Genomic DNA, 19044 nt, shown 5'->3' with positions numbered 1-19044 from the left:
TCCAGCGTCAATGTGGAACTCGCACGAATGGATTGGACGGCGACCTGGCGCTGGCCCCGGCCTATGCTGCCGGGACGCTACACCGCCAGGTAGGCTTCCGCTCAGGCGACTAAGTTGACAAATGCGACAAAGGCGACTAAAGTGAACCCTGTCTCAAACCTACTTGGGAGCTGACCATGCCCACTGCGATCGAATTCATTGCCGACCGTCTGCCGCGCGTCACCGTGGAGGATGTGCGCCGTTTCGCGGATACCGTCGAAATCCGCAATGCCCCGGCTTTCGCGGCCGAGTTGCAGGCGTTCATTCATGAGCGCGTGGAAGCGGTGAAGCTGCCCGCCAACCTCGAAGGCGAAACGGTGGTGCAGGCCTTGCAGCGCAAGGCGGCCGCGTTGCGCTCCGACACGCGCTGGGCACCGAATGAAACCGATGTCCAGCGAGGCCGCGCCGTGCTGCTGGAAGCCTTCAACCAGCCGGACAATCTGCCGCCTGCCGAGTTCGCCAAGCTGGCGGACAAGTCGCGCCAGCAAATCTACAAGGACATCCTCGCCCGTCGGCTGCTGGCACTGAACGTGGGGCCGCGCGGCCAGAAGCTGCCCGACTGGCAGCTCGACCCGGTGAAGCAGCAGTTGACCCAAACCGTGCTTCAGGAGGTCGAGGGCATCGACCACTGGACGATCTACCGCGCGCTGTCCGAACCGCTCGAAGGCCTGGGCGGTCGCTCGCCGGTGGATGCGGTCACGCATGGCACGATCGACGACGTGGCGGAGGCCGTGTTCAACGTGCTGGGCGTGCAGGTGCATTGAGGCGAGACCACCATGAGCCGCAAGCTGCCTTCGTTTCTGATCGATGCCGGTGAATTGCTCCAGCACGTGAGCCGCGTCGTCTATCGGGGCAGCCCGCTGTACTATGGCCGCAGCAGCACGAATCGCTACGATGGCCCGACGGGGGCCTACGGCGTGCTCTACCTGGGGCGCGACCTACCCACAGCGCTGATGGAGTCGGTGTTTCACAAGCACCAGTGGCTTGAAGACACGAATCGCTCCATCGCCTTGAAGGAAGTTCAGGCCCGGATGGTTCGCGCAGTAGGCGTACTGGACGACGTTCTTCTGGCCGACCTCACGGCGCCGGGCGTCATGGCGGGCTACTTCGGCCTGAATCTGGAGCAGTTGGCCAGCCGCGACTACATGCACACGCAGCAGGTGTCCGCACAGGTGCATGCAATGCTCGGGGACGACGGCGAGCCGTTGTTCGACGGGGTGCTCTACCCCTCTCGCAACAACTATCCCGCCGCGAGCATCGCCCTGTTCGAGCGTGCCGGAGCGAAGGTCAGCGTCATCGAGGACATCGACCTGGTTGACCATGTGGACTGGCCGCGGTTCGTTGCCATCTACCGCATCGGCGTGGAACCCGATCCCGGCCCGGTGGAGCCGGAGGACGAAGCGTCCTGAAGCAGCAAGAAAGCGCATTGAGGCCTCAAACCGAATGAATTGGAGCAAACTGAAATAGGTATTCCTCAGCAGCAGGAGACGACCATGAACACGACGACCCGCACCAGCACCGCAGAACGCCTCGGCCGCGCCTTTGGCCGCGGATGGCGTGCCTATGCGCGTGGCGAACGGCGGGCGTCGAATTGGCTGGTATTCAGGGGGGTGCCGCGAGCTGGTGCTACCGCACTTGTGTGGGTCTTCAAGCTGGTTGTGCTCGGGGTGCTGCTCTACGTTGCTTTCTGGTTCGCACTCGTGCTGCTGGGCGTGGTGGTGGCAGGATGGGCTATGAATCAGCACCATCCCGATGAAGAAGGGTTTGAACTGCAGTACCCAACCATTGAGGAACTGCGGGCCACGCCCGGCTACGATCCCAACCTGTACAACGATACATCCCACGAGATGTACCAAGACGACTGACGCCGAAGGTCATTCGATCATTTGAGCTTGCCGCCTGAGACAGCACCTGCTCCTTTGCCACCAGCGCTTCCTGCATCCTTTGTGGCAGTGGCGAACGTGTTGGCGATCGCACCGGCACGTACACCGACCCAGGTGAGTGCGCCAATCCAGAACGTAGGCAGGACGATGAACATGGTGCCCATGATGAACATCAGAAGCATGTCTCCAAAGGCATTGTTCAATCCCACCAGCGGGTCGAAGTTTGTGTGCGGCCGATTCCACCCGAAGCCCCAGCCGTAAAGCGCATCGAGGATGGTGCTGTCGATCCAGCGGGCGAGCTGGAACCAGAAGTCCACGAAGAACAGCGCGAACTGCACGACGCTGACGGTGACGACCGTCTTCAGGTCATAGGTGCCGATGACCAGCACGAGCGGAATGCAGATGACCAGTGCCATCTTGAGCAAGGCGAGGACCATGGGCAGAGACTGTCTCACGACGTCCATGGCGGGAAACGCGGCAATCGCGCCGACTGCCATGCCGACGTCGCCCGTGGCGCGCGTCACGATGTTCGGCAGGGTCTTGTCGATCTGGCCGCCGTAGTCTGTATAGACACTGCCCTGGTTCAACTTCTGCTGCCGCGGGGAGGCAATGGCGCGGATCACCGAGTCGTCCACCTCGGCCCTGCTCAGAAACCCGGCCCAGCCTGCGAGGCGATTGAGCAGGCTCGGGTCCACCTGACCCAGCAGGCGTGTCCGCAGGCTGTTGCTGCCATCGGCCCACCACTGCCTGCAGGTCGGATAGCCGCCGCCGCTGGCCACCTGCGCAAGCCCGGCATCGCGGTTGCTGTCGTAAGGCCAGTCGTCGCGCGGCGTGCTTGAACGGTACGTGTCGTAGTAGCCGTTGGTGTCGGTGAAGAACCTCGATCCGATCCAGGTCACGTCGTGCATCTGCTGCTCATCGAGCTGAGGGCGCTGCATGAACAATTTGGCCCGTGCAGGCCCGTAGCAGTCCCGCGAGAAATCCGCCACTTCCTGGGCCAGCACGGGATCGTCAATGCGCGTGGCGTCGATCTCCATGCGCATTTGCCGAAGGTCCGTGCCACATGGGATCGCCGCCACCGAGGCGCTCGTCACGGCGCGCGAGAGCGCGTGCATGAAGGCCCACCAGACCGGCACTTTCGCCGACTGGTTGTTGATGGTGCTGAAGGACTGCGACCAGCCGGTATCCGTGGGCTGAGGCACGCTGACTTGGCACTGGGCCGAGCGCGAGCTGTCGTACTGGATGGTGTTGAGGTCCACGTCGATGAACGGAATGCCCGCGAACATCACCACCACGATGGCGACGAATACCCGGTTCTCGATGCGTGCAGCCGAGAGCAGGCCTTTGTTGCCCTCGTCGGCGCCTTCCGCTCGGGCCTTCAGCCACTCCTGCACGATGATGGCGACGAAAGGCAGCGCGAATACCCCGCTGGACACCAGCACCGCCCAGATGCCGTTGTTGACGATCCAGGACACGAGGGTGAGGTAGTACTCCAGATAGTCGGTCGTGAAGAGCGTCATGGCCCCGATCTCCCCTCAAGCGGCCTGCATCAACAGGCTGGTTTCCAGCGCGACGATGGCGACGACGCCGGCGACCTCGGTGCGGATCAGCCGGCGCCGCGCCTGCCCATCCGTCCCGGTTTGGTCTTCGCGGGCCAGCACCCGGCGGCGCATCCAGAACCATCCATAGGCCGTTGCCGCGTACACGCACAGCCGCCATACCAGGAAGTAGCCCGAAGCAGCCGCCAGCCACCGCTCCCAGCCGGCCACGCTGCCGACGAGGTAGATGCCGAGGATGTTGGCACCCACGGCGGCGACGACGAGCACCACCGTCCACAGCAGCACCTTCGCCGCGCGCCGGCTGAACAGCCAGCGCGGGCGCAGCCATCCGGCGCGGATTGGGTTCATGGGTTGCCTCCCGGAGTGCCCCTCTGGAGCCGGTCGAGGCGATCGGGAACAGGATCACCCTCGTAGATGCCACGCGAGCCAGCCGCGCGCGTGCCGTGGCGCTGGATGATGGCCATGGGCGAGTTGTTGGCCAACTCGCGACGCAGCTCCAGTTCGGTCTTGAGATTGCGGATCTCCTGGTCGAGCGTGTCGCTTTCGTGGTTCACGGCCTCGACCGCCAACTGGTTCGCCGCCACGTTGGGCTCTTTCTTCCCGGTCAACAGGGTCCGCTGGAGCAGCAATGCCTTCTCCAAGACGGACGACAGCGCGACCTCCGAGGCCAGGCGGCGTGCCAGCAGGTCCTGATCAGGTTCGTCGCGCAGCGCCTCGATGACGCCGCGCGTGATGGGCAGCGACGTGCTGCCGGCCGCGCGCAGGTTCTCGAACGTGGTGTTGCGCGTCCCCGAGATCAGCTCCTGCAGGGCTTCCAGCTTCGTCTCGTATTCCTCCTGGATTAGCGGCGTCAACCCGACGCCGGGCACGGTCTCGGTCTTGGTGCAGGAATCGCAAGTGCGCTGCTCCTGCTCCCCGAGCACCCGCGTCGCCCATTCGACCGCTTGCTGCGGCGAGGTCCAGGTCTGGCAGGACAGGCTTGCGCAACTCGCGGGCGCGATGGACGACGTGTCGGTCACGCCGCGGCCGTTGACCAGGTTGTAGCCCGCACGGGTCACGTCGCCGACCACCCGGATTGCACGCTGGCCCGCGCCGCCGGCATTGCTGCCGCCCACCCAGGGCACGCCGTCGTTGCCGCGCCTCGTCTCGGCCTGCTCGATCGCCGAAACGGCATCGGTGCTCGACACGGCATCGCGCAGCGCCATGCCTTCGGCCATTTGGCTCCAGCCGAGCTGACCGCCCGCCATGTCGGCCATCTTCTCGGCCATGGCACGGCACGTCAGCTTGGAGCGATCAAAGTCCAGCCGCGCCTGCAGCACGCCATTGGTGAGCAGGTTGTAGAGGCCGGGATCGGCGCGTTGGATGATCAGCGCAGGCAGGGACGCCACGGCGCTCGTGGCGCTCTGAATCACATTGCTCATGATCTGCTGAAAGCCGTTGGTGATGCCGTTGAGCTGGTTGCGCAGCGTGGTCTGGATGCTCATGTCGCCGCAGATCAGGTTGCTGTTCCAGCCCACGCCCACGCCGATCGAGCGCATGCCGGCCGCACGGCCCATCGACACGGCGCTGCCGCCGCCGATCGAATACATCACCTCGTCGCCGAGGATGGGGCCGCTGGTCTGGTATCCAGCCTGCGCCCACGCGAGGCCGCAGCCCAGGGCGAGCGCCCCGGCCAGCGCCGTGGGACGCAGCAGGCGACGCGCCTGGGTGGAGAGGTTCATCAGTTCAGGACGCTTCATCGCCGTATCCTCAATAGAAATCGACGCTGCCGAGGAACACCTGGCCCCGGCGTTCGCAGCACGCATAGGGCCGCCACAACGCCCAGGCGTAATCACCTTGCTGCGCCTGGGTCAGGAAGCCGCTGCGTGGGAAGACCGTGCAGGACGAGGACAGGACGGGCGTGAGTTCCTGCCACTTGCCGGTGGAAGCATCGCCCTCCATCAGCGCACCGGCGGGCCAGTAGCCGGGCCGCGAGTTGGCGAGCAGCGGCTGATAGACGTGGATCTGCCCGCGGCGCGTGACAACATCGCCCGCACGCTGGGCGACGACTGCGCCGGCCTTGTGATCGTCGGCCTGATGCAGAAAACCGCCACGCGGATACACGTTGCCCCATAGGTTCATCGTGGTGCGTGCGCCGACCTCGCGCCGGCCCGGAATCAGCGCTTCCGGGTAGGCCATCTCGGGCACGTTGTAGCGCCAGGCCAGCGTATCCAGCGTGCTGAGCAAGTACGGCATGAACGCCGTGCCCGCGCCCTCGCAGAAGTAGCCCGACGACGAGACGAACTGGTTGAACACCTCGGCGCCGGGGTGGCCGATGACGTCCGCGTTCTTGAATTTGGCGAGGTTGTTTTCGTGGTCCTCGTTCGTCGTCCCGTCGCCGCCCGCCTGGGCGGACGGGTTGGGCGTGCTCATCGCCCGGACTTCGACCCAGGGGTTTTCGCCGGTATTCGAGTACGACGACACCACCGCATCGGGGATGTAGTGGCGCACCTTGATCGACGTGCGAACCGTACAGCCGGTCCAGGTGCAGTAGAGCCAGTAGCAGATGCCGACGACGCGGTATTCGAGGCAATCGGGCGAAGCCACCGAGCCGACGATGGTGGCGGTGTTGAGGGCGTAGCTGCCGGTGGCACTGAGCAGCAGCACGGACGCCACGCCAGCGCGCAGGCGGCGCATCAGGTCGAATGCTCGGGTCACGGCTGGGTCCTCCGGTGCTGCTCGATGCGCGCGATGGCGCGAGCCACGTCCGGCTCGCCATAGACCACGTAACGCTGGTCCACCACGACCGCTGGGAGGCTGGTGACGCCCAGGCTCCAGGCGTCGGTGACGCCCTGATATGCGGAGGCGATGCGGCGCTGGAGGTCGGCGCCGCCGCTTGAGAGCCGACGCTTGACGATGGCCGTCGCCTGTTCGGGATCGGTGGGCAGTTCCGCTGAAAGCTCCGCTTCAATCCTGTGAGCTTCGTCCAGCTCGATCAGCCGCTCGCCGCCCATGGTCTTGACCGGGTGGCGGCTGTCGGTGACGACCACCACGTCGGCGGCGAAGGTGGCCGGGCTGAAAACGGCCAGAGCTGTCGGCAGCGCCACGGCCAGGCCGAGGGTTCGCCAGCCCGGCGCGAACCTGGAAAGAGATGCTGGCATGTCGCGTGCCCTTGAAGTTGATCAGAGCAGTAGTCAAACGCGAAGCCGAAGCGGCCCCAACAAACAATGCGCATCGCGCACTGCCCGCATACCTGCTTGTCTCGCGCCCATGAAAAAGCGGAGGCCGAAGCCTCCGCGTGGATTAGCAAGCCGATGCCGTCGCTATAGCAGGCCGGATTCCGCAAACGAGTACGGCGTGCCTTGGCCGACGATGAGGTGATCCAGCACCTTCACGTCGATCAGCGACAATGCCGCCCTCAGCGTTTGGGTCAACGCGCGGTCCGCGCTTGACGGCTCCGTGCAGCCCGAAGGGTGTTGGTGAGAAAAAATGACCGCTGCCGCATTCAGTTCCAAGGCACGCTGCACGATCGGACGCGCATGCACCGAGGTCGAATGGATCGTGCCTCTGAACATCGGCTCGTAGGCCAGCACCTCGTGCATGCTGTTGAGGAACACGATGGCGAAGATTTCATTGGGCTCGGCGGCCAGTTTCAGGCGCAGGTAGTCCTTGACGGCGGCGGGCCGTTCCAGGGATGGCCCCTTCTTGAAGACCCGCTGCTCCAGCAGCGCGATGCCTTGCCGGATGATCCAGTCATCGGATTGGGACGCGGGGGCAAAACGTGGCTCCACGCAGGAGTCGTTGGCGACGAGAGACATGGCGGACCTCCAGAAAGTGAGCGGAGGGCGCCACCCTGGGAGGGCAAGCCCTCCTGGGGATGGAAACTGCGGAACAAGGTGCATCCATCACCGCGCGGCGGTGATTGTTCGCGGCCAGGATGCGAAAGCGAACGGGTAGCGGTCAGCGCGGCGAGCCGCGCCGTAGCCTTCAAGACCGAGGACTACCTGGGCATGTCGCCGACAACGTCGGCAGGCATTTCGGATGTGGGGGTGGCGGGCGAAGCCGCCGCGTCGCTGGCCATGTCCCCAGCCGCCAGCATGTCCATGGCCGACAGCAAGGCATCGCCCTCGATAGGCCCCTGCAGCAGGATGGCCTGGCCCGTCTGGCGATCGAGCAGCCGCAGCGACGGCGTGGCGGTCACGCCGCTCTTGGTGGCTTCTGAGGCCTGGACGCGAATGGCGGCGCCGGGACGTTCGCTTGCCATGCACTGCTTGATGGCTGGCGTGGATTCGGGGTACTGAAGCCCGTCGGGCAATCCTTGGCCGTCGCTGCGCGTATGGGCATAGACCCATTCGACGGCTTGCCAGAACGCAGCATGCCCGCCTGCTTCGGCGGCGCACTCGGCCAGGCGGGCCTCGTCCGACGCGGCCGGCTCGTGCGCGGCCAGCGGCTGGTGGTGCCATTGCAGCGCCACGTCGGTGTTGTTGCCGACCCAGTGCTTTAGCTGGGGGAAGTACTCCCGGCAGAACGGGCATTCCAGGTCGGCATAGAGCGTCAGCGTGAAGCGGCCCTCCGGGTTGCCCATCTGCCAGGGAGGGCCGGAGGGCTGCATGATGCTGGCCGGCGCGGGCGGCTGTGGCGAGGAATCACCGGGCGTCCGGGACACCCGCCAGATCAGGACCAGTGCGACCAGCGCAGCAGCCAATACCCAGGACCAGCGAGGCCGCCAGCGGCGACGGCGGAACGCCTGGACCTGCATCGGAATGGAAGGACGTTTCTGTTCCATGGCGTTCTCCGGTTTACGACAGTTCCAGGGCCGGCGACTCGATGCCACGGGCCTGGTCGATCTTCTCGGCTACCTTGAAGGCCGCTTCCAGTTCGGTGCAGCCGTATTGCTGCATGAGCTGGTAGCGCTCGGCCTTCTCTTCGGGTTCGGTCTGCGCAAGCGCGAGGTACAGGCTTGGCGGCACGGCGCGGAACAGCACTTCCATGCTCTTGGAGAGGATGACTCCCTCGGTGAACTTGCCCGCCTCCTTGCGGGCCGACAGCATCAGCGCCTTCTGCGCGGGCGAGAGTTCGCGGAACCGCGCGATCTTCTCGACTTCATCGGGCGGCATGCTGAGACAGATCCACCACTCGATCATGTTGAGCATGGGCTCCGCGGCGCGCGGCAAGTCGTCGATGTTTTGCGTCGCGAGCCAGAACCAGGCCCCCAACTTTCTCCACATTTTTGTAATTTTCACGACGTAGGGCGCGAGCAGCGGGTTCTTCGTGATGATGTGGCCTTCATCGGTGACGTTGATGATCGGGTGGCCCAGGTACTGGTCGCGTTCGGCGATGTTGTTCACCGTGCTGATCAGGCTGATGTAGGCGATGGAGAGCTGGGCGTTGTAGCCCTCCCGTGCATAGGTCGCCAGATCGACCAAGGTGATGTCGGCTTCGGGCCATGGCGTGCCGTCGCGGTCGAACATCTCGCCGTCCGTGCCTTGGCAGAACATATCCATCGCGTCCGCCATCTCCAGCAGCCGCACGCGCCGCATCTCGGGCAGCGTCGGGTCCTGGCCGCGAGTGCGCAGCGCGTTGCGCACGTCGCGCGTGAGCACCGTGCGCTTCTCGCTACCACCCCCGCCGTGGCAGTGCTCGGCGGCGTCGAGGATGCACTGGCGGATCAGCGAGCGGTCGGCCCGCGTCATCCGGGCTTCTTCCTTGTCCTCGCCGCCCGTGATCATCAGGCGGGCCGTGATCTCCAACTCGCCCAGCACATCGCGCTGCTCGTCCGACTCCATGGCCGAGGCGTCCGGGGGCAGGTCTTCATCCAGCGCATCGGCATCGAGTGTCTGCACGTCGCTCGGCGTCTCGATCAGCCGGCGCGCGTCGGCGAATGGAGCGAGGCTGATGCCCGAGCCAGGGGCCAGCTTGACCCGGTTCACGGTCAGGCCCAGGCGCTTGGCGAAATCGCTGAACAGACCGAAGCTGTTGCCAGCCTCCACGATGAACAACCGTGGCCGGTAGATCGCCGTGACCTGGTTCAAGAGGTTGTTGAGCGTCGCGGACTTGCCCGAGCCTGTGGGGCCGAACAGAAACAGGTGGGCATTCATCTGCCGATCCAGGCGGTTGAGCGGGTCGAAGGTGATCGGGCCGCCACCGCGGTTGAACATCGTGATGCCAGGGTGCCCCGTGCCCTGGGCACGACCCCACACCGGCGCCAGGTTCGCCGCGTGCTGGGCGAACATCAGTTGGGTGTACCACTTGCGCCGATCCTGGCCAGGGTTGTAGCAGCACGGCAGCCAGCGCAAGTAGCTGTTGAGGGGTGCCACCTCGTCGTCCTCGCGCACCGGCTGCAAGCCGGCATTGAGCATCACGTTCGCCAGGTCCAGTCCGCGCCGGTCCAGTTCCGCTTCGTCGCGTCCGCGCAGGTAGAACGCCAGCGTCCCCCGGTAGAGCTTGTGCGCGCTGCCGATGAGGGAGCGGGCTTCCTGCACGTCCTTCAACGTCTGCTCCGACGCCAGCGTCTCGCCCACGGCCTTCTTCGCCAGGTGGTTGAGATCCGCTTCCAGGACATCCTGCGGCGTGGCGACCATCGTGAGACAAAGCAAGGTGTCTTCCGGCATCTGGTCGAACAGCGTGTTGATGGCATCCCCTTTGCGGGTCTCGCCGGTCAGGTGTCCGGTGCCGGGCGGCATGCGCAGCCGGTCGGAGATCAGCACGCGGTGCGGCATGCCGTCGAAGTACCAGGTGCCGTGCTCCACGTCGGAGCGTGGCTGACCGAAGAACAACCGCTGGCTGAAATCCCGCCCGCTCGCCAGCTCGATCTCGCCGGCCTCGCTTTCTTCGGTGCTGTCGGGGTAGCGCGCCAGCGCGTAGAAGCGCTCCCGATCCTCGGCGCCAGGCCCGAGCATCGCGGGGCGCGGATTGAACCACCGCAGCAGCCAGTCGTGGACGTCGGCCGCGACCATGCGCCGCGCCTGGATGCCCGCGTTGGCCAAGCCGCCGCACAGGCGGTCACAGACGATGTTCAGCATCTGCTCGGGCGTTTGGCCGCGGCGGCTTGCCTGCCCCTGTCCTTGTCCGCTCACGCGGCGATAGACCACCATGCGCACGCGCCGCGTCTGGCCGCGCCAGCGCAGCCGCGTGACCACCGTGTCCTCGAACAGCCCGCCCGGCTTGGCCACCGCGCGCAGGTGGTGGCCGAAGAAGCGCAGGTAGAACTCGGTGAACGCGGTATCGCGGGCGCGCGGCTGCACGTAGTCGCGCAGGGCCTGCATGTACTGGTCGAAGCTGGGCTCGTCCTGGGCGTAGAGCTGGAGTACCCAGGGGTTTTCGTCCAGCTCATCGAAAGAGTCCTGGAGCGCGTTCTCCAAGGCATCGCGGGCATGCGCGAGCCAACCGGGTTCCCGGCCCTCGGTGCCCAGCGGCACCAGCTCGTAGAAGGCAGCGACCGACTGCCCATCCTCCAGCAGCATGGACTTTGACTGTGGCAGGAACTCCACCCAAGGCAGCAGTTCCGCGAACGACGGCGCAACGTCGTACAGCGCCTGCTCGTCGGCTACCGTCGCCGGCCTGCGGCCCTGGACCGCTGCGCCGGGTTCGGGGATGCCGGCCTGGTGCAAGGCCTGGACATGGAGCTGCCAGCCGTCTGGCTTCTCTTCGTCGCCGATGCCGGATGCGGCCAGCTTCGGCCAGGGAAGTTTCCAGCGCATCAGTAGTCCTCCACGCGCTCGCCCGGCATGGCGTACTGCACGCGCTGATAGAGGGGGAAGACCGTCGTGTAGCCCGGCACAGGTACAGGGTCCGAGCCCGCCAAGTGTGGATACACGTACATGACGAGATCGGGATTCGGCAGCCGGTGGAACTGGCGATAGACCTCGTTGCGTGCGGTGCGCGTGTAGCGCGTCTGCTCGGCGGGCGCGGCCTGCACGTCGGCCTCGGTCAGCGGCCGGCGCAGGCTCTGGCGGGCATCGAGCAACTGCCGGCGTGCCGCCTGGCCGGCGCTCCCGCCGCCGTCGCCGGCGTTCTGCTGCCAGATGTCCATCATCGTGCTGTCGCCGTGGGGCAGCAGCTTTTCCTTGCTGGTGGCGCAGCCGCCGAGCACCGCGACGGCGAGGGCCAGCGCCAGGCCCCTATTCAAGTTCGAGAGCATGGCTTTCTCCTGCGCGGTGATCGACCTTGCGGCCTTCGGGATCGAAGTCGATGGCGAGCGGCTTTTCGAGGTGGACGGCGACCTTCGCGCCGGGCTGGACATAGACGGCCGCGAACGCCTGCCCGTACAGCTTGTTCACCCAGTCCGCCATGTCGCGCACGCCACCGGCCAGGATGCGGCCCACGGCCTCGTTGCCCGAGATGCCGACGCTGCCGATGGAGCCGTCGGCGCCGACGTAGGACATCTGGCCGCTGTCGCTGTCGATCAGCGAGGCCACGCCGGCACCGGCCGCGGTGATCAGGGCCTGCGAGCCGAGGTATTGCTGGGCGTTGCTGCGCCGCTCGCCGCTGACGCAAGGGATGCCATACGGATCGCTGATCCAGCCCAGGCCGTCGCGCTGCTGGTTGTTCTGCTGGTTGCCTTCGCGGTCTTCGGGAATCGTGCGAATCGTGCCGTCGTTGAAGACGAACGTGATGCTGCGCACCTGGCCGCGCACGCATGAAAGTGTCCAGTCGCCCGACGCGGTGCCGCTGAACACGGCGCCGGCCACGTCGGGAATGTCGATGCCATTGGCCGTCAGGTTGTCCGGGCCGACCAGGACTTTGAACGGATACGGATCGTTGACGGTTCCGTCGATCGGCACGCGACCGATCAGCGCGGTCATCGCCACGGAGCCCATCAGCGTCGAGTTGGTCGGCACGGTATAGACCGGCTTGGCACTCTTGACGCCTGCCGCACGTGCGCCGGCGTTCGCCACGGTTTTCGCGGCGGTTTCCAGCGTGCTTTGCGCGGGGCCGAAGCTCGTCGGGAAGCTCATGCCGTTGCCCGTGCCACGACTGCCGTTGCGGCCCTCGGTCTTCTTCGCGTCGTCCGGCTCGACCCACCGCATGCCGCCTTCCATGCCGGCCTCGTCGCCATCGCGCAGCCCCAGGCCCACGGGCAGATCGGCATGGCTGCCGCCGCGCCCGCCAATGCTGTCCAGGCGCCGCTGCAGGTCGGCGAGCAGCCCTTCGGTCTGCTGGCGCGCGCTGGCCGCCTGTTCCTGGTCGCGGCGCAGGTTGGAGCGCTCGGATTCGAGGGCCGAGTTGATGCGCTGGTCGATGGAGTTTTCGCGCTGGCGCAGGCGCTGGTTTTCTTCGCGCTGCGACTTGTTGTCGGTCAGCGCGGTCTGAAGCTCGGTGCGCAACTGCTTCACCTGGGCGACGAGTGTTGCCACGGTATCGCGGGGGGTATCGCCCTCGATGCCCAGCGCCTTCATTTCCTCAGGCGTGAGCTTGGAGCCGGCATCCGCCGCGGGCGGTGCCGACGTGCTTCCACCCGAGAAGAGCCGGATGGCAACGAACAGCACCAGCAAGGCGACCGGGATCATCAGCCACTTGAGCAAGCCGTTACTGCGCATGGCGGGCCTCCTTGCCGTCGCCGTCGCCGGCTTCGGCTTCCGGCTGCGGCAGATGCACTGCCGGGTCGAAACGGTGGATCGCCGGCAGCAGCGATTGCGCGAGGCCGCGCCCGCGCGTCACCAGGTACAGGACGGTCGTGTCCTCGGGCATCCCGCGGGGGCCGAGCGCTTCGTGCTGAAAGGTGGCGGTGAGGAAGTCGCCTTGCAGCACACGCGGGTCGAGGGTGATCCAGCCGCTGCTGCTGTTGGTCAGGCGTACGGCAGTGACCCACTGGTCTTCCAGACGCCACGACGCGAGCGCGACCGCGCGCACCGGCAGCGTCGGCATCAGCGTGCCGAGGTCGAGGTCGCGGCGCAGGTTCACCCGCATGACGCCCGGCAGCGGCTCCACGGTGCGCAGGGGCGCGTAGAGGTTCTGCGCAGCGAAGCGCGTCAGCACGACGGCGATTGGAGTATCGCGCCGCGCCGCATGAGCGCCTTGCTGATCCTGGGCGCGTGCCGGGGCCGCATCGGCACCGCGTGCCTGATCGCCGTAGCGCGCCGGAGTGCTGCTGCCCTCTACGATGCGCACCGGCTCCAGCTCGGCTTCGCCGTCCTTGGGCGGCTCGGCCGCGATGTCGAGCAGGATCAGCGCGCCGGTATCGGCGTCCTGCAGTTGCAGCCGCGTGGGCTCGATCGGTTCGTTGGCGCGCAGATACACCGCGCCACCCGCGCTCTGCACGCGCAGGCGTTCGCCCACGCCCGCAGGCACGCCCACGCGGACGTTCCGGTCGATGAACACGATGCGCTCCTGGCCCACCTTCAGCGGCACCGCGAGCGGCATGCGTTCCCAGCGCAGAATCTCCACAGCATGGGAGACGGGTGCCGCGGCCGCGGCCAGCAGCCCCAGCAGCACGAGTACAGGATGCTTCATGGGGTGTTTCCTCCTTGGGGCGCTTGCGGAGACAGGCCGCCAGGCGCCGGGCGCGTCGGCTCCGGGGCGCTGATGCGCTGGGGCGCACCGTCGTAGCAGTCCAGCGCCAGGCCGAACGGGTTGCGGGCGGGATCGACGTCCACCCGCGTGACTTTCACCGGGTAGCGCACGAGCGCGCGCTTGACCTGCTCAGCGCCGTAGTACTCGTCGGCGGTGATGTCGAGCGTCACCACCCAGTCGCGGTCGGAGACCACGCGCACGCGCGCCGTGGGGTCGTCGCCGTAGCCGCGGCCGGGGATTTCGTAGATGCCGCGCACGCGCTGGCGCAGTTCGCCCGTGTTGCGGCGGTAGTCGTAGTCCGCGCGCAGGAAGGCTTGGCAGGACGGGGTGAGATACGGCGAGAGCGTATGGAGGTTGCGCGGGTAGTCCTCTTCGCCGTTCGTCGGCCAGCGGTTGAGGGTCTGGAACACGTAGAACGTGAACGCATAGACCGATTCGGGCGGCACTTCCCACCACTTGCGGGTACTGCCGGAGCGCAGGTCGGGCGGGACGTGGATGGTCAGGTCGCGCGGCGCGCTCCACCAGCCACCGCCCATGACCAGGGCGACGATGACCAGCGCGCCAGCACCCAGGCGAAGCGTCTTGATGTGCGCCTGCAGGTGGGTGATCTCGTTCTTGAAGCGGCTCATCGTGCCCCCCTTGCGGCAGACCTTCGGGTGGTCCAGAAGCCGGAGCGCGAGATCAGCACGTGGCCGCCTACCCATCCCGCCATCAGCGGATGGCGCGTGGCGATGCGCCATTGCAGTTGCCTGTACAGCCAGGTATCGGGACGCCCGCGCTTGAGCCGGCGCAGGATGCCGCCGCCGATGAAGACGCCCAGGGCCACGCCCAGGACGACGAACGTCGGCGCGATGGCGATCGTGCGGAACACCCAGGACAGCGGCGCGCCGACCAGCAGGCCGGCGGCGCCGGACAGGCCGCAGCAGATCCACAGCTCGTCGGCGGTGAGGCCGCGCACGACAACGGGGTGGCGGTTGAGCCGGTGCGGAAGGAACGTGACCGTCCCGTCCGCACGGACGTGCTGCTGCTCGGACATACCGGCCTCGCCTTACAGGATGCCGGTGGCTTCGGTGAGCAGCCAGATGCCGATCACGAGCAGCACGGCACCGATCGCGACGGTGAGGCCGAACTGGCCCCAGGTCTTGCGGCCGGTGTGGATTTCCGCGTAGGTCCCGTAGGCGTGGTAGCAGACGCCGATGAACATCGACGCCACGACCAGGAGGGCCACGAGCATGATGATGTCGTAGCCGTAGTTCCTGATCGTTTCCATGATGCCGTTGCCGGTGCCGCGGGTCGGGTTCTCCAACTGCGGCAGTCCTTGTGCGAACGACAGCACGGGCAGCGCAGCGGCGCCCAGTGCCACAGCGGCGCGCTGGGCAAGACGGGAATGGAGGATGCGGTTTTGCATGGTCGTGCCTTTCAGGTCAGGAGAGGAGGAAGAAGCTCAGGACGAGGTACATCGCGACGAAGCGGATGCAGACGCTGAGGAACTGGCGCTGGTTGAGGCGGCTCTCGGCCCACCCCACGTAGGCCGTTCGGATGGCCCAGACACCCCAGACGAGCAGGACCGCAAACACGACGCCGACCAGGACGGTCGCCATCGCCGAAGGCGCGATGCCGCTGTTGGCTTGAAATGCCGAGACCTGGGCGCCGTTCATTGCTGGGCTTCCGTAGTCGTCGGCGATGGCGAAGCGGATCGCTCGGTGCGGTAGTCGCCGGCCAGCTCGGAGGGGTCGCGCGGCTGGGCACGCGACGGTGTGAGATGGGCCTGGATGCCGGCGCGCACGCGCGCCAGGTCAGCCAGCAGCCGCGGGTAATCGAAGTGGTAGCGCTCGCCCGGCTGGATGGGGGCACGCGCGGCGCTGTCGGCGACGGTGCGCTCCAGCGCGTCGAGCTGGCGCAGCGCGGCGACCAGCTCCTGGCGCTGTGCCGGGGACTCGGCCAACGCCGTCAGGGACTGACCCAGCAGCAGGGCCGTCACGAGAAAAATGGGCACGCCGCGATGCGCGGCGCGCTGCCAGATCGGAGCCAACATCGCGCCATTCCTGTGTGATCAGCAATGACTTGATCGTGGGCAGCGAGGGGCTTTTAGGCCGCAAACAATAGGAACTCGCGCATGCCCGGATTGATGGCCTAGAGGTACTTCTTGAAGCTGCCTGCGGTCAGGCTCACGGCCAGTCCCAGCAAGGCGGCGCTGGGCAGCAGGATCAGCAGTGGATGCACCGAGATCGGCAAGGCCAGGTACGTGACCCACGGCAGCACGGCCAGCGGCATCAGGCTCGCCTTCGCGCGGTGGTAGATGAAGCCGGATTCCCGGCCTGCGCCGAACCGGCGCACGTCCCGGCGCACAAGACCGTCGATCAGGCCGACGAATGCCGCAGTGAAGATCAGCGGCAACGTGAGCACCAGAACCAGCAGGCGCACCAGGAACGTGAGGGTGGTGAAGGCCGCAGCGATCAGGTAGTTCTCGGCCCAGACATAGACCTGGCTGATGTAGTAGCGGAAGTTGCGCGTCTGCCCGTGGCTGGGTGCGCGGGCGCGCTCGGCGGTCTGGCTCATGCGCTCCAGCAGCCCGGAGCGAACGAATACCCATTCGTAGCCGGTATCCACCAGTTCGTGCGCGGTGCGCCCCGGCTCCTGCACGACCACGCTGCGCGTGAAGTGGCTGGACAGGTGCCCCAGTTCGTACTGCAACATCTGCTGCGAGTGCCGCCAGCCCTGGTCCTTCCAGAACAGGTGCATGCCGACGCACTCCACGACGATCGAGAACAGCAGCGAGCCGATCAGCACCCCGAGCAGCCGGAACGGCAAGGTGATGGTGCCGACGATCAGGCCCTGACGCTGGTTCTGCTCCCGTTGCGCAGTCGAGGCGGCGTCCTTCATGGCGAGGCCTCGTTGCCGGTGTCCTCGTCGGTGGCAATAGCCACCACGGCAGGTTCGGCCGCAGTGGCGTCATCCAGCAGGTCGTCGGGCAGGCCGGTGTCCTGCAAGGCGGGGGAACTGGTGAACTCCCACCACTGCGTCGCTTCGCTGTAGCTCTGGCGCATGTACCCGGCCAGTTGCTGCAAGTCTGCCGGCATCACTTCGTCCGGGTCCGGCGCCGGCAGCGGCATGCGCACTTTCCAAAGCTGGCCGCCCTGCAGCAGCGCGAAGCACTGGCCTTTCGGCAGGCCGACGACGTGTGACGGCTCGATCATCGGCACGCTGGACATGCTGATGCGGTCCTGCGTGTTCGACGTGAAATCCGTCGCCCCGCGAATGTCCGAGCTGTCGGTCGCACCGCTGACGATGGTGGTCGTATAGACCTCGACCTTCGGCAATTGCCGGGTCAGCAGTTCGGCGGTCGCTGTCTCGCGCACGCGCAGCATGAACAAGTTGTTGAAGTTGCCGATCACCTGGCCCGCCTTCGCGCGGTTGCCGATGCGGGCCTCGATGTCCGAAAGGGTCTGCGTGTACGCAGTGACTTGCAGGCCGGCACCGCCACCCTTGTTGATCAACGGGATGAACTCGTCACCCATCAACTCGTTGAATTCGTCGGCATGGACATTGATCGGCACGCGCGCACCGGCCGATGCGCCCGGCAGTCCATCGTCGATCCCGTGCTTGTAGATGTGCCCGGCGACCGACACGAGATCGCTGAACATCGAGTTGCCGACCGCTGCGGCGACCTCGGCATCGGAGAGCGCGTCCAGGCCCACATAGACGATGGCCCTCTTACGGATGACCTGCATCCAATCAAAGATCGGGCGCGGGTCGGCCAGGTCGGAGTAGTTCGGGGCCAGAAGCTGCGCGATCTTGCCGCTGGTGAGCTTCTCCAGCAGCGGCAGCAGCGATGCGACGATCTTGTCGAAGTACGTCTTGTCGTAGCGGACGGCAGAGCGCAGGCCGTCCAGCACCGGGTCGTAGTTGCGCGCCTGCGAGAGGTACTGCTCCAGCGCCACCACGCGCTTCTCGCGCCCGATCATGTTGCGCGGGATGTTCTTCTCGTTGAGCTTGGCCTCAATCTGGACGATCACCTCCCAGGCCTTGGGCTCCGTCTTGGCGAAGTAGTGCTGGGCGTACTCGATGAACAGCGCGTCGATGTTGATGACGTGCCGCTGGATCAGCATGTAGTCCGGGCGCTGTCCCAGTTCCACCAACGCGCGCGCAATGATGTTGACGAAGCGCCAGGCGAACTCGCGGAACGCCGCGCTGTTGCCTTCGCCGGAAAGCTGCCCCGCGACGCGGGTGGCCACCTCGCTGATCCGGCCGAAGCGGCCCACGGCGTTGTAGCGCGCGGAAATGTCCGGCCAGCCCAAATGAAAGACGTAGAACTCGCCTTCGCGGCCCGCGCGCTTGGCCTCGACGTACATCCGCTTCAGGAGATCGGCGTCGCCCTTGGGGTCGATGACGATCACGACCTCGTGCTCGCCAGCGGCGTTCACGCGCCGGATGTCCTGGGTCACGAACAACTCGGCCAGGCGGGTCTTGCCGACGCGCGTGGTGCCCAGCACCAGGGAGTGCCCGACGCGCTCGCCGAGTGGCAGGCTGACGTCCACCTCCTCGGGTTCGATGCCGTGCAAGCGCGGCAGGCCCCCAACCGGCGGCAGCGGCCGCACCGGGTTGAAAGGCACGTCCCAGCCGGTGAGCGCAGGCAGCCGGGACAGCGGGAACGGCGCGAACTCCAGCCGCTCTTCCAGGCGACGCGCCAGCCGGTAGGCCGGCGTCGGCTCGACGTAGCGGCGGAACTCCGGCCGGTACGTCTGCATCAGCCTATGGGTGTGCTTCTGCTCCCACAGGAAGCCGCGCCCCACGAACAGCCGCTGCTGGCTGACCGGCACGTCCTTGCTGGTCATCACGTACCGAGGTAGGCGGCGGATGTTGCGCCGGTAGCGCAGGATGACGCGGGCATCGCGGTAGCGGATCGCGCCGTAGGCCCCGAACGCCAGGGCACTGCCGACGCCCATGGACGGGCTCAGCGCGAGCGACCATGGGGCCACCAGGGACAGAAACGCGGCGCCCGCGCATGCGGCAACGGTGTATAGCTCCACCGCTGGGCGTAGCAATACCTCGACCGGCTGTTTCCCCGACAT

General features: G+C 66.5%; 21 protein-coding genes. 3 read left to right on the top strand and 18 right to left on the bottom strand.

The window, feature by feature from the left end:
* Window positions 1-176 precede the first annotated feature (176 nt).
* From WCE05_RS16105 to WCE05_RS16095, 3 genes are all read left to right on the top strand, one after another.
* Window positions 177-803, top strand: coding sequence for an integrase (locus WCE05_RS16105; RefSeq protein ID WP_022581026.1), 627 nt, complete (start codon window positions 177-179; stop codon window positions 801-803).
* Between the two features lie 12 nt (window positions 804-815).
* Complete coding sequence (locus WCE05_RS16100) at window positions 816-1448, top strand: RES family NAD+ phosphorylase (protein WP_368816163.1); 633 nt, start codon at window positions 816-818, stop codon at window positions 1446-1448.
* An 84-nt stretch (window positions 1449-1532) separates the two neighbouring features.
* On the top strand, window positions 1533-1904 hold the full coding sequence (locus WCE05_RS16095; protein ID WP_022581024.1) for a DUF3742 family protein: 372 nt from the start codon (window positions 1533-1535) through the stop codon (window positions 1902-1904).
* A gap of 17 nt (window positions 1905-1921) precedes the next feature.
* On the opposite strand, the gene WCE05_RS16090 is transcribed toward WCE05_RS16095, so the two are convergent.
* The 18 genes from WCE05_RS16090 to traD all read right to left on the bottom strand — a co-directional run bounded on the left by WCE05_RS16090 (window position 1922) and on the right by traD (window position 19044).
* Window positions 1922-3442: a conjugal transfer protein TraG N-terminal domain-containing protein gene (locus WCE05_RS16090; protein ID WP_022581023.1), complete on the bottom strand. Its 1521-nt coding sequence runs from the start codon at window positions 3440-3442 to the stop codon at window positions 1922-1924.
* 15 nt (window positions 3443-3457) lie between these two features.
* Window positions 3458-3829 (bottom strand): hypothetical protein, encoded by a 372-nt coding sequence (locus WCE05_RS16085; protein WP_022581022.1) that lies wholly within the window; start codon window positions 3827-3829, stop codon window positions 3458-3460.
* Window positions 3826-5220: an integrating conjugative element protein gene (locus WCE05_RS16080; RefSeq protein WP_022581021.1), complete on the bottom strand. Its 1395-nt coding sequence runs from the start codon at window positions 5218-5220 to the stop codon at window positions 3826-3828. Before WCE05_RS16080 ends, WCE05_RS16085 begins: the two co-directional genes overlap by 4 nt.
* Window positions 5221-5230: 10 nt before the next feature.
* Window positions 5231-6178: a TIGR03756 family integrating conjugative element protein gene (locus WCE05_RS16075; protein WP_022581020.1), complete on the bottom strand. Its 948-nt coding sequence runs from the start codon at window positions 6176-6178 to the stop codon at window positions 5231-5233.
* Entirely contained in the window at window positions 6175-6621 is a 447-nt protein-coding gene (locus WCE05_RS16070) for a TIGR03757 family integrating conjugative element protein (protein ID WP_022581019.1), read from the bottom strand. Before WCE05_RS16070 ends, WCE05_RS16075 begins: the two co-directional genes overlap by 4 nt.
* A 162-nt stretch (window positions 6622-6783) precedes the next feature.
* The gene (locus tag WCE05_RS16065; protein ID WP_023435210.1) at window positions 6784-7278 is read right to left on the bottom strand and encodes a RadC family protein; all 495 of its coding nucleotides are present in this window, start codon (window positions 7276-7278) and stop codon (window positions 6784-6786) included.
* Between the two features lie 182 nt (window positions 7279-7460).
* Entirely contained in the window at window positions 7461-8246 is a 786-nt protein-coding gene (locus WCE05_RS16060; RefSeq protein WP_022580333.1) for a DsbA family protein, read from the bottom strand.
* A 13-nt stretch (window positions 8247-8259) separates the two neighbouring features.
* Window positions 8260-11160 carry a conjugative transfer ATPase gene (locus tag WCE05_RS16055; RefSeq protein ID WP_023435211.1) on the bottom strand — a complete coding sequence of 967 codons (2901 nt, stop codon included), beginning with the start codon at window positions 11158-11160 and terminating at the stop codon, window positions 8260-8262.
* Window positions 11160-11600 carry a TIGR03751 family conjugal transfer lipoprotein gene (locus tag WCE05_RS16050; RefSeq protein WP_023435212.1) on the bottom strand — a complete coding sequence of 147 codons (441 nt, stop codon included), beginning with the start codon at window positions 11598-11600 and terminating at the stop codon, window positions 11160-11162. Before WCE05_RS16050 ends, WCE05_RS16055 begins: the two co-directional genes overlap by 1 nt.
* Window positions 11581-12999 (bottom strand): TIGR03752 family integrating conjugative element protein, encoded by a 1419-nt coding sequence (locus WCE05_RS16045; protein WP_022580331.1) that lies wholly within the window; start codon window positions 12997-12999, stop codon window positions 11581-11583. Before WCE05_RS16045 ends, WCE05_RS16050 begins: the two co-directional genes overlap by 20 nt.
* Window positions 12989-13912 (bottom strand): TIGR03749 family integrating conjugative element protein, encoded by a 924-nt coding sequence (locus WCE05_RS16040; protein ID WP_022580330.1) that lies wholly within the window; start codon window positions 13910-13912, stop codon window positions 12989-12991. The genes WCE05_RS16045 and WCE05_RS16040 overlap by 11 nt, the downstream gene beginning before the upstream one ends.
* Complete coding sequence (locus WCE05_RS16035) at window positions 13909-14601, bottom strand: PFL_4703 family integrating conjugative element protein (protein WP_021264217.1); 693 nt, start codon at window positions 14599-14601, stop codon at window positions 13909-13911. Before WCE05_RS16035 ends, WCE05_RS16040 begins: the two co-directional genes overlap by 4 nt.
* Window positions 14598-15008, bottom strand: a complete 411-nt coding sequence (locus WCE05_RS16030) for a TIGR03750 family conjugal transfer protein (RefSeq protein WP_021264218.1) — start codon at window positions 15006-15008, stop codon at window positions 14598-14600. Before WCE05_RS16030 ends, WCE05_RS16035 begins: the two co-directional genes overlap by 4 nt.
* A gap of 12 nt (window positions 15009-15020) precedes the next feature.
* Complete coding sequence (locus WCE05_RS16025) at window positions 15021-15380, bottom strand: TIGR03745 family integrating conjugative element membrane protein (protein WP_021264219.1); 360 nt, start codon at window positions 15378-15380, stop codon at window positions 15021-15023.
* A 16-nt stretch (window positions 15381-15396) separates the two neighbouring features.
* Window positions 15397-15630: a TIGR03758 family integrating conjugative element protein gene (locus WCE05_RS16020; RefSeq protein WP_021264220.1), complete on the bottom strand. Its 234-nt coding sequence runs from the start codon at window positions 15628-15630 to the stop codon at window positions 15397-15399.
* Window positions 15627-16007, bottom strand: a complete 381-nt coding sequence (locus tag WCE05_RS16015; protein WP_022580329.1) for an RAQPRD family integrative conjugative element protein — start codon at window positions 16005-16007, stop codon at window positions 15627-15629. The genes WCE05_RS16020 and WCE05_RS16015 overlap by 4 nt, the downstream gene beginning before the upstream one ends.
* Window positions 16008-16105: 98 nt before the next feature.
* Window positions 16106-16855: a TIGR03747 family integrating conjugative element membrane protein gene (locus WCE05_RS16010; RefSeq protein WP_021264221.1), complete on the bottom strand. Its 750-nt coding sequence runs from the start codon at window positions 16853-16855 to the stop codon at window positions 16106-16108.
* The gene (gene traD, locus WCE05_RS16005; RefSeq protein ID WP_023435213.1) at window positions 16852-19044 is read right to left on the bottom strand and encodes a type IV conjugative transfer system coupling protein TraD; all 2193 of its coding nucleotides are present in this window, start codon (window positions 19042-19044) and stop codon (window positions 16852-16854) included. The genes WCE05_RS16010 and traD overlap by 4 nt, the downstream gene beginning before the upstream one ends.

This window comes from Pseudomonas sp. I2, assembly GCF_040984075.1.
GTDB lineage: Bacteria > Pseudomonadota > Gammaproteobacteria > Pseudomonadales > Pseudomonadaceae > Aquipseudomonas > Aquipseudomonas guariconensis_B.
Note: the sequence above shows the minus strand (reverse complement) of the source record. Positions and strands in the feature narration are given on the sequence as shown.

What these genes read in the sequence shown, in the direction of transcription:
- WCE05_RS16065 (WP_023435210.1), bottom strand. Translation starts at nt 7,278, where the DNA reads ATGTCTCTCGTCGCCAACGACTCCTGCGTGGAGCCACGTTTTGCCCCC.
- WCE05_RS16040 (WP_022580330.1), bottom strand. Translation starts at nt 13,912, where the DNA reads ATGAAGCATCCTGTACTCGTGCTGCTGGGGCTGCTGGCCGCGGCCGCG.
- WCE05_RS16035 (WP_021264217.1), bottom strand. Translation starts at nt 14,601, where the DNA reads ATGAGCCGCTTCAAGAACGAGATCACCCACCTGCAGGCGCACATCAAG.
- WCE05_RS16100 (WP_368816163.1), top strand. Translation starts at nt 816, where the DNA reads ATGAGCCGCAAGCTGCCTTCGTTTCTGATCGATGCCGGTGAATTGCTC.
- WCE05_RS16070 (WP_022581019.1), bottom strand. Translation starts at nt 6,621, where the DNA reads ATGCCAGCATCTCTTTCCAGGTTCGCGCCGGGCTGGCGAACCCTCGGC.
- WCE05_RS16080 (WP_022581021.1), bottom strand. Translation starts at nt 5,220, where the DNA reads ATGAAGCGTCCTGAACTGATGAACCTCTCCACCCAGGCGCGTCGCCTG.
- WCE05_RS16045 (WP_022580331.1), bottom strand. Translation starts at nt 12,999, where the DNA reads ATGCGCAGTAACGGCTTGCTCAAGTGGCTGATGATCCCGGTCGCCTTG.
- WCE05_RS16055 (WP_023435211.1), bottom strand. Translation starts at nt 11,160, where the DNA reads ATGCGCTGGAAACTTCCCTGGCCGAAGCTGGCCGCATCCGGCATCGGC.
- WCE05_RS16085 (WP_022581022.1), bottom strand. Translation starts at nt 3,829, where the DNA reads ATGAACCCAATCCGCGCCGGATGGCTGCGCCCGCGCTGGCTGTTCAGC.
- WCE05_RS16010 (WP_021264221.1), bottom strand. Translation starts at nt 16,855, where the DNA reads ATGAAGGACGCCGCCTCGACTGCGCAACGGGAGCAGAACCAGCGTCAG.
- WCE05_RS16030 (WP_021264218.1), bottom strand. Translation starts at nt 15,008, where the DNA reads ATGTCCGAGCAGCAGCACGTCCGTGCGGACGGGACGGTCACGTTCCTT.
- WCE05_RS16015 (WP_022580329.1), bottom strand. Translation starts at nt 16,007, where the DNA reads ATGTTGGCTCCGATCTGGCAGCGCGCCGCGCATCGCGGCGTGCCCATT.
- WCE05_RS16050 (WP_023435212.1), bottom strand. Translation starts at nt 11,600, where the DNA reads ATGCTCTCGAACTTGAATAGGGGCCTGGCGCTGGCCCTCGCCGTCGCG.
- WCE05_RS16105 (WP_022581026.1), top strand. Translation starts at nt 177, where the DNA reads ATGCCCACTGCGATCGAATTCATTGCCGACCGTCTGCCGCGCGTCACC.
- traD (WP_023435213.1), bottom strand. Translation starts at nt 19,044, where the DNA reads ATGTCGGGGAAACAGCCGGTCGAGGTATTGCTACGCCCAGCGGTGGAG.
- WCE05_RS16090 (WP_022581023.1), bottom strand. Translation starts at nt 3,442, where the DNA reads ATGACGCTCTTCACGACCGACTATCTGGAGTACTACCTCACCCTCGTG.
- WCE05_RS16095 (WP_022581024.1), top strand. Translation starts at nt 1,533, where the DNA reads ATGAACACGACGACCCGCACCAGCACCGCAGAACGCCTCGGCCGCGCC.
- WCE05_RS16025 (WP_021264219.1), bottom strand. Translation starts at nt 15,380, where the DNA reads ATGCAAAACCGCATCCTCCATTCCCGTCTTGCCCAGCGCGCCGCTGTG.
- WCE05_RS16020 (WP_021264220.1), bottom strand. Translation starts at nt 15,630, where the DNA reads ATGAACGGCGCCCAGGTCTCGGCATTTCAAGCCAACAGCGGCATCGCG.
- WCE05_RS16060 (WP_022580333.1), bottom strand. Translation starts at nt 8,246, where the DNA reads ATGGAACAGAAACGTCCTTCCATTCCGATGCAGGTCCAGGCGTTCCGC.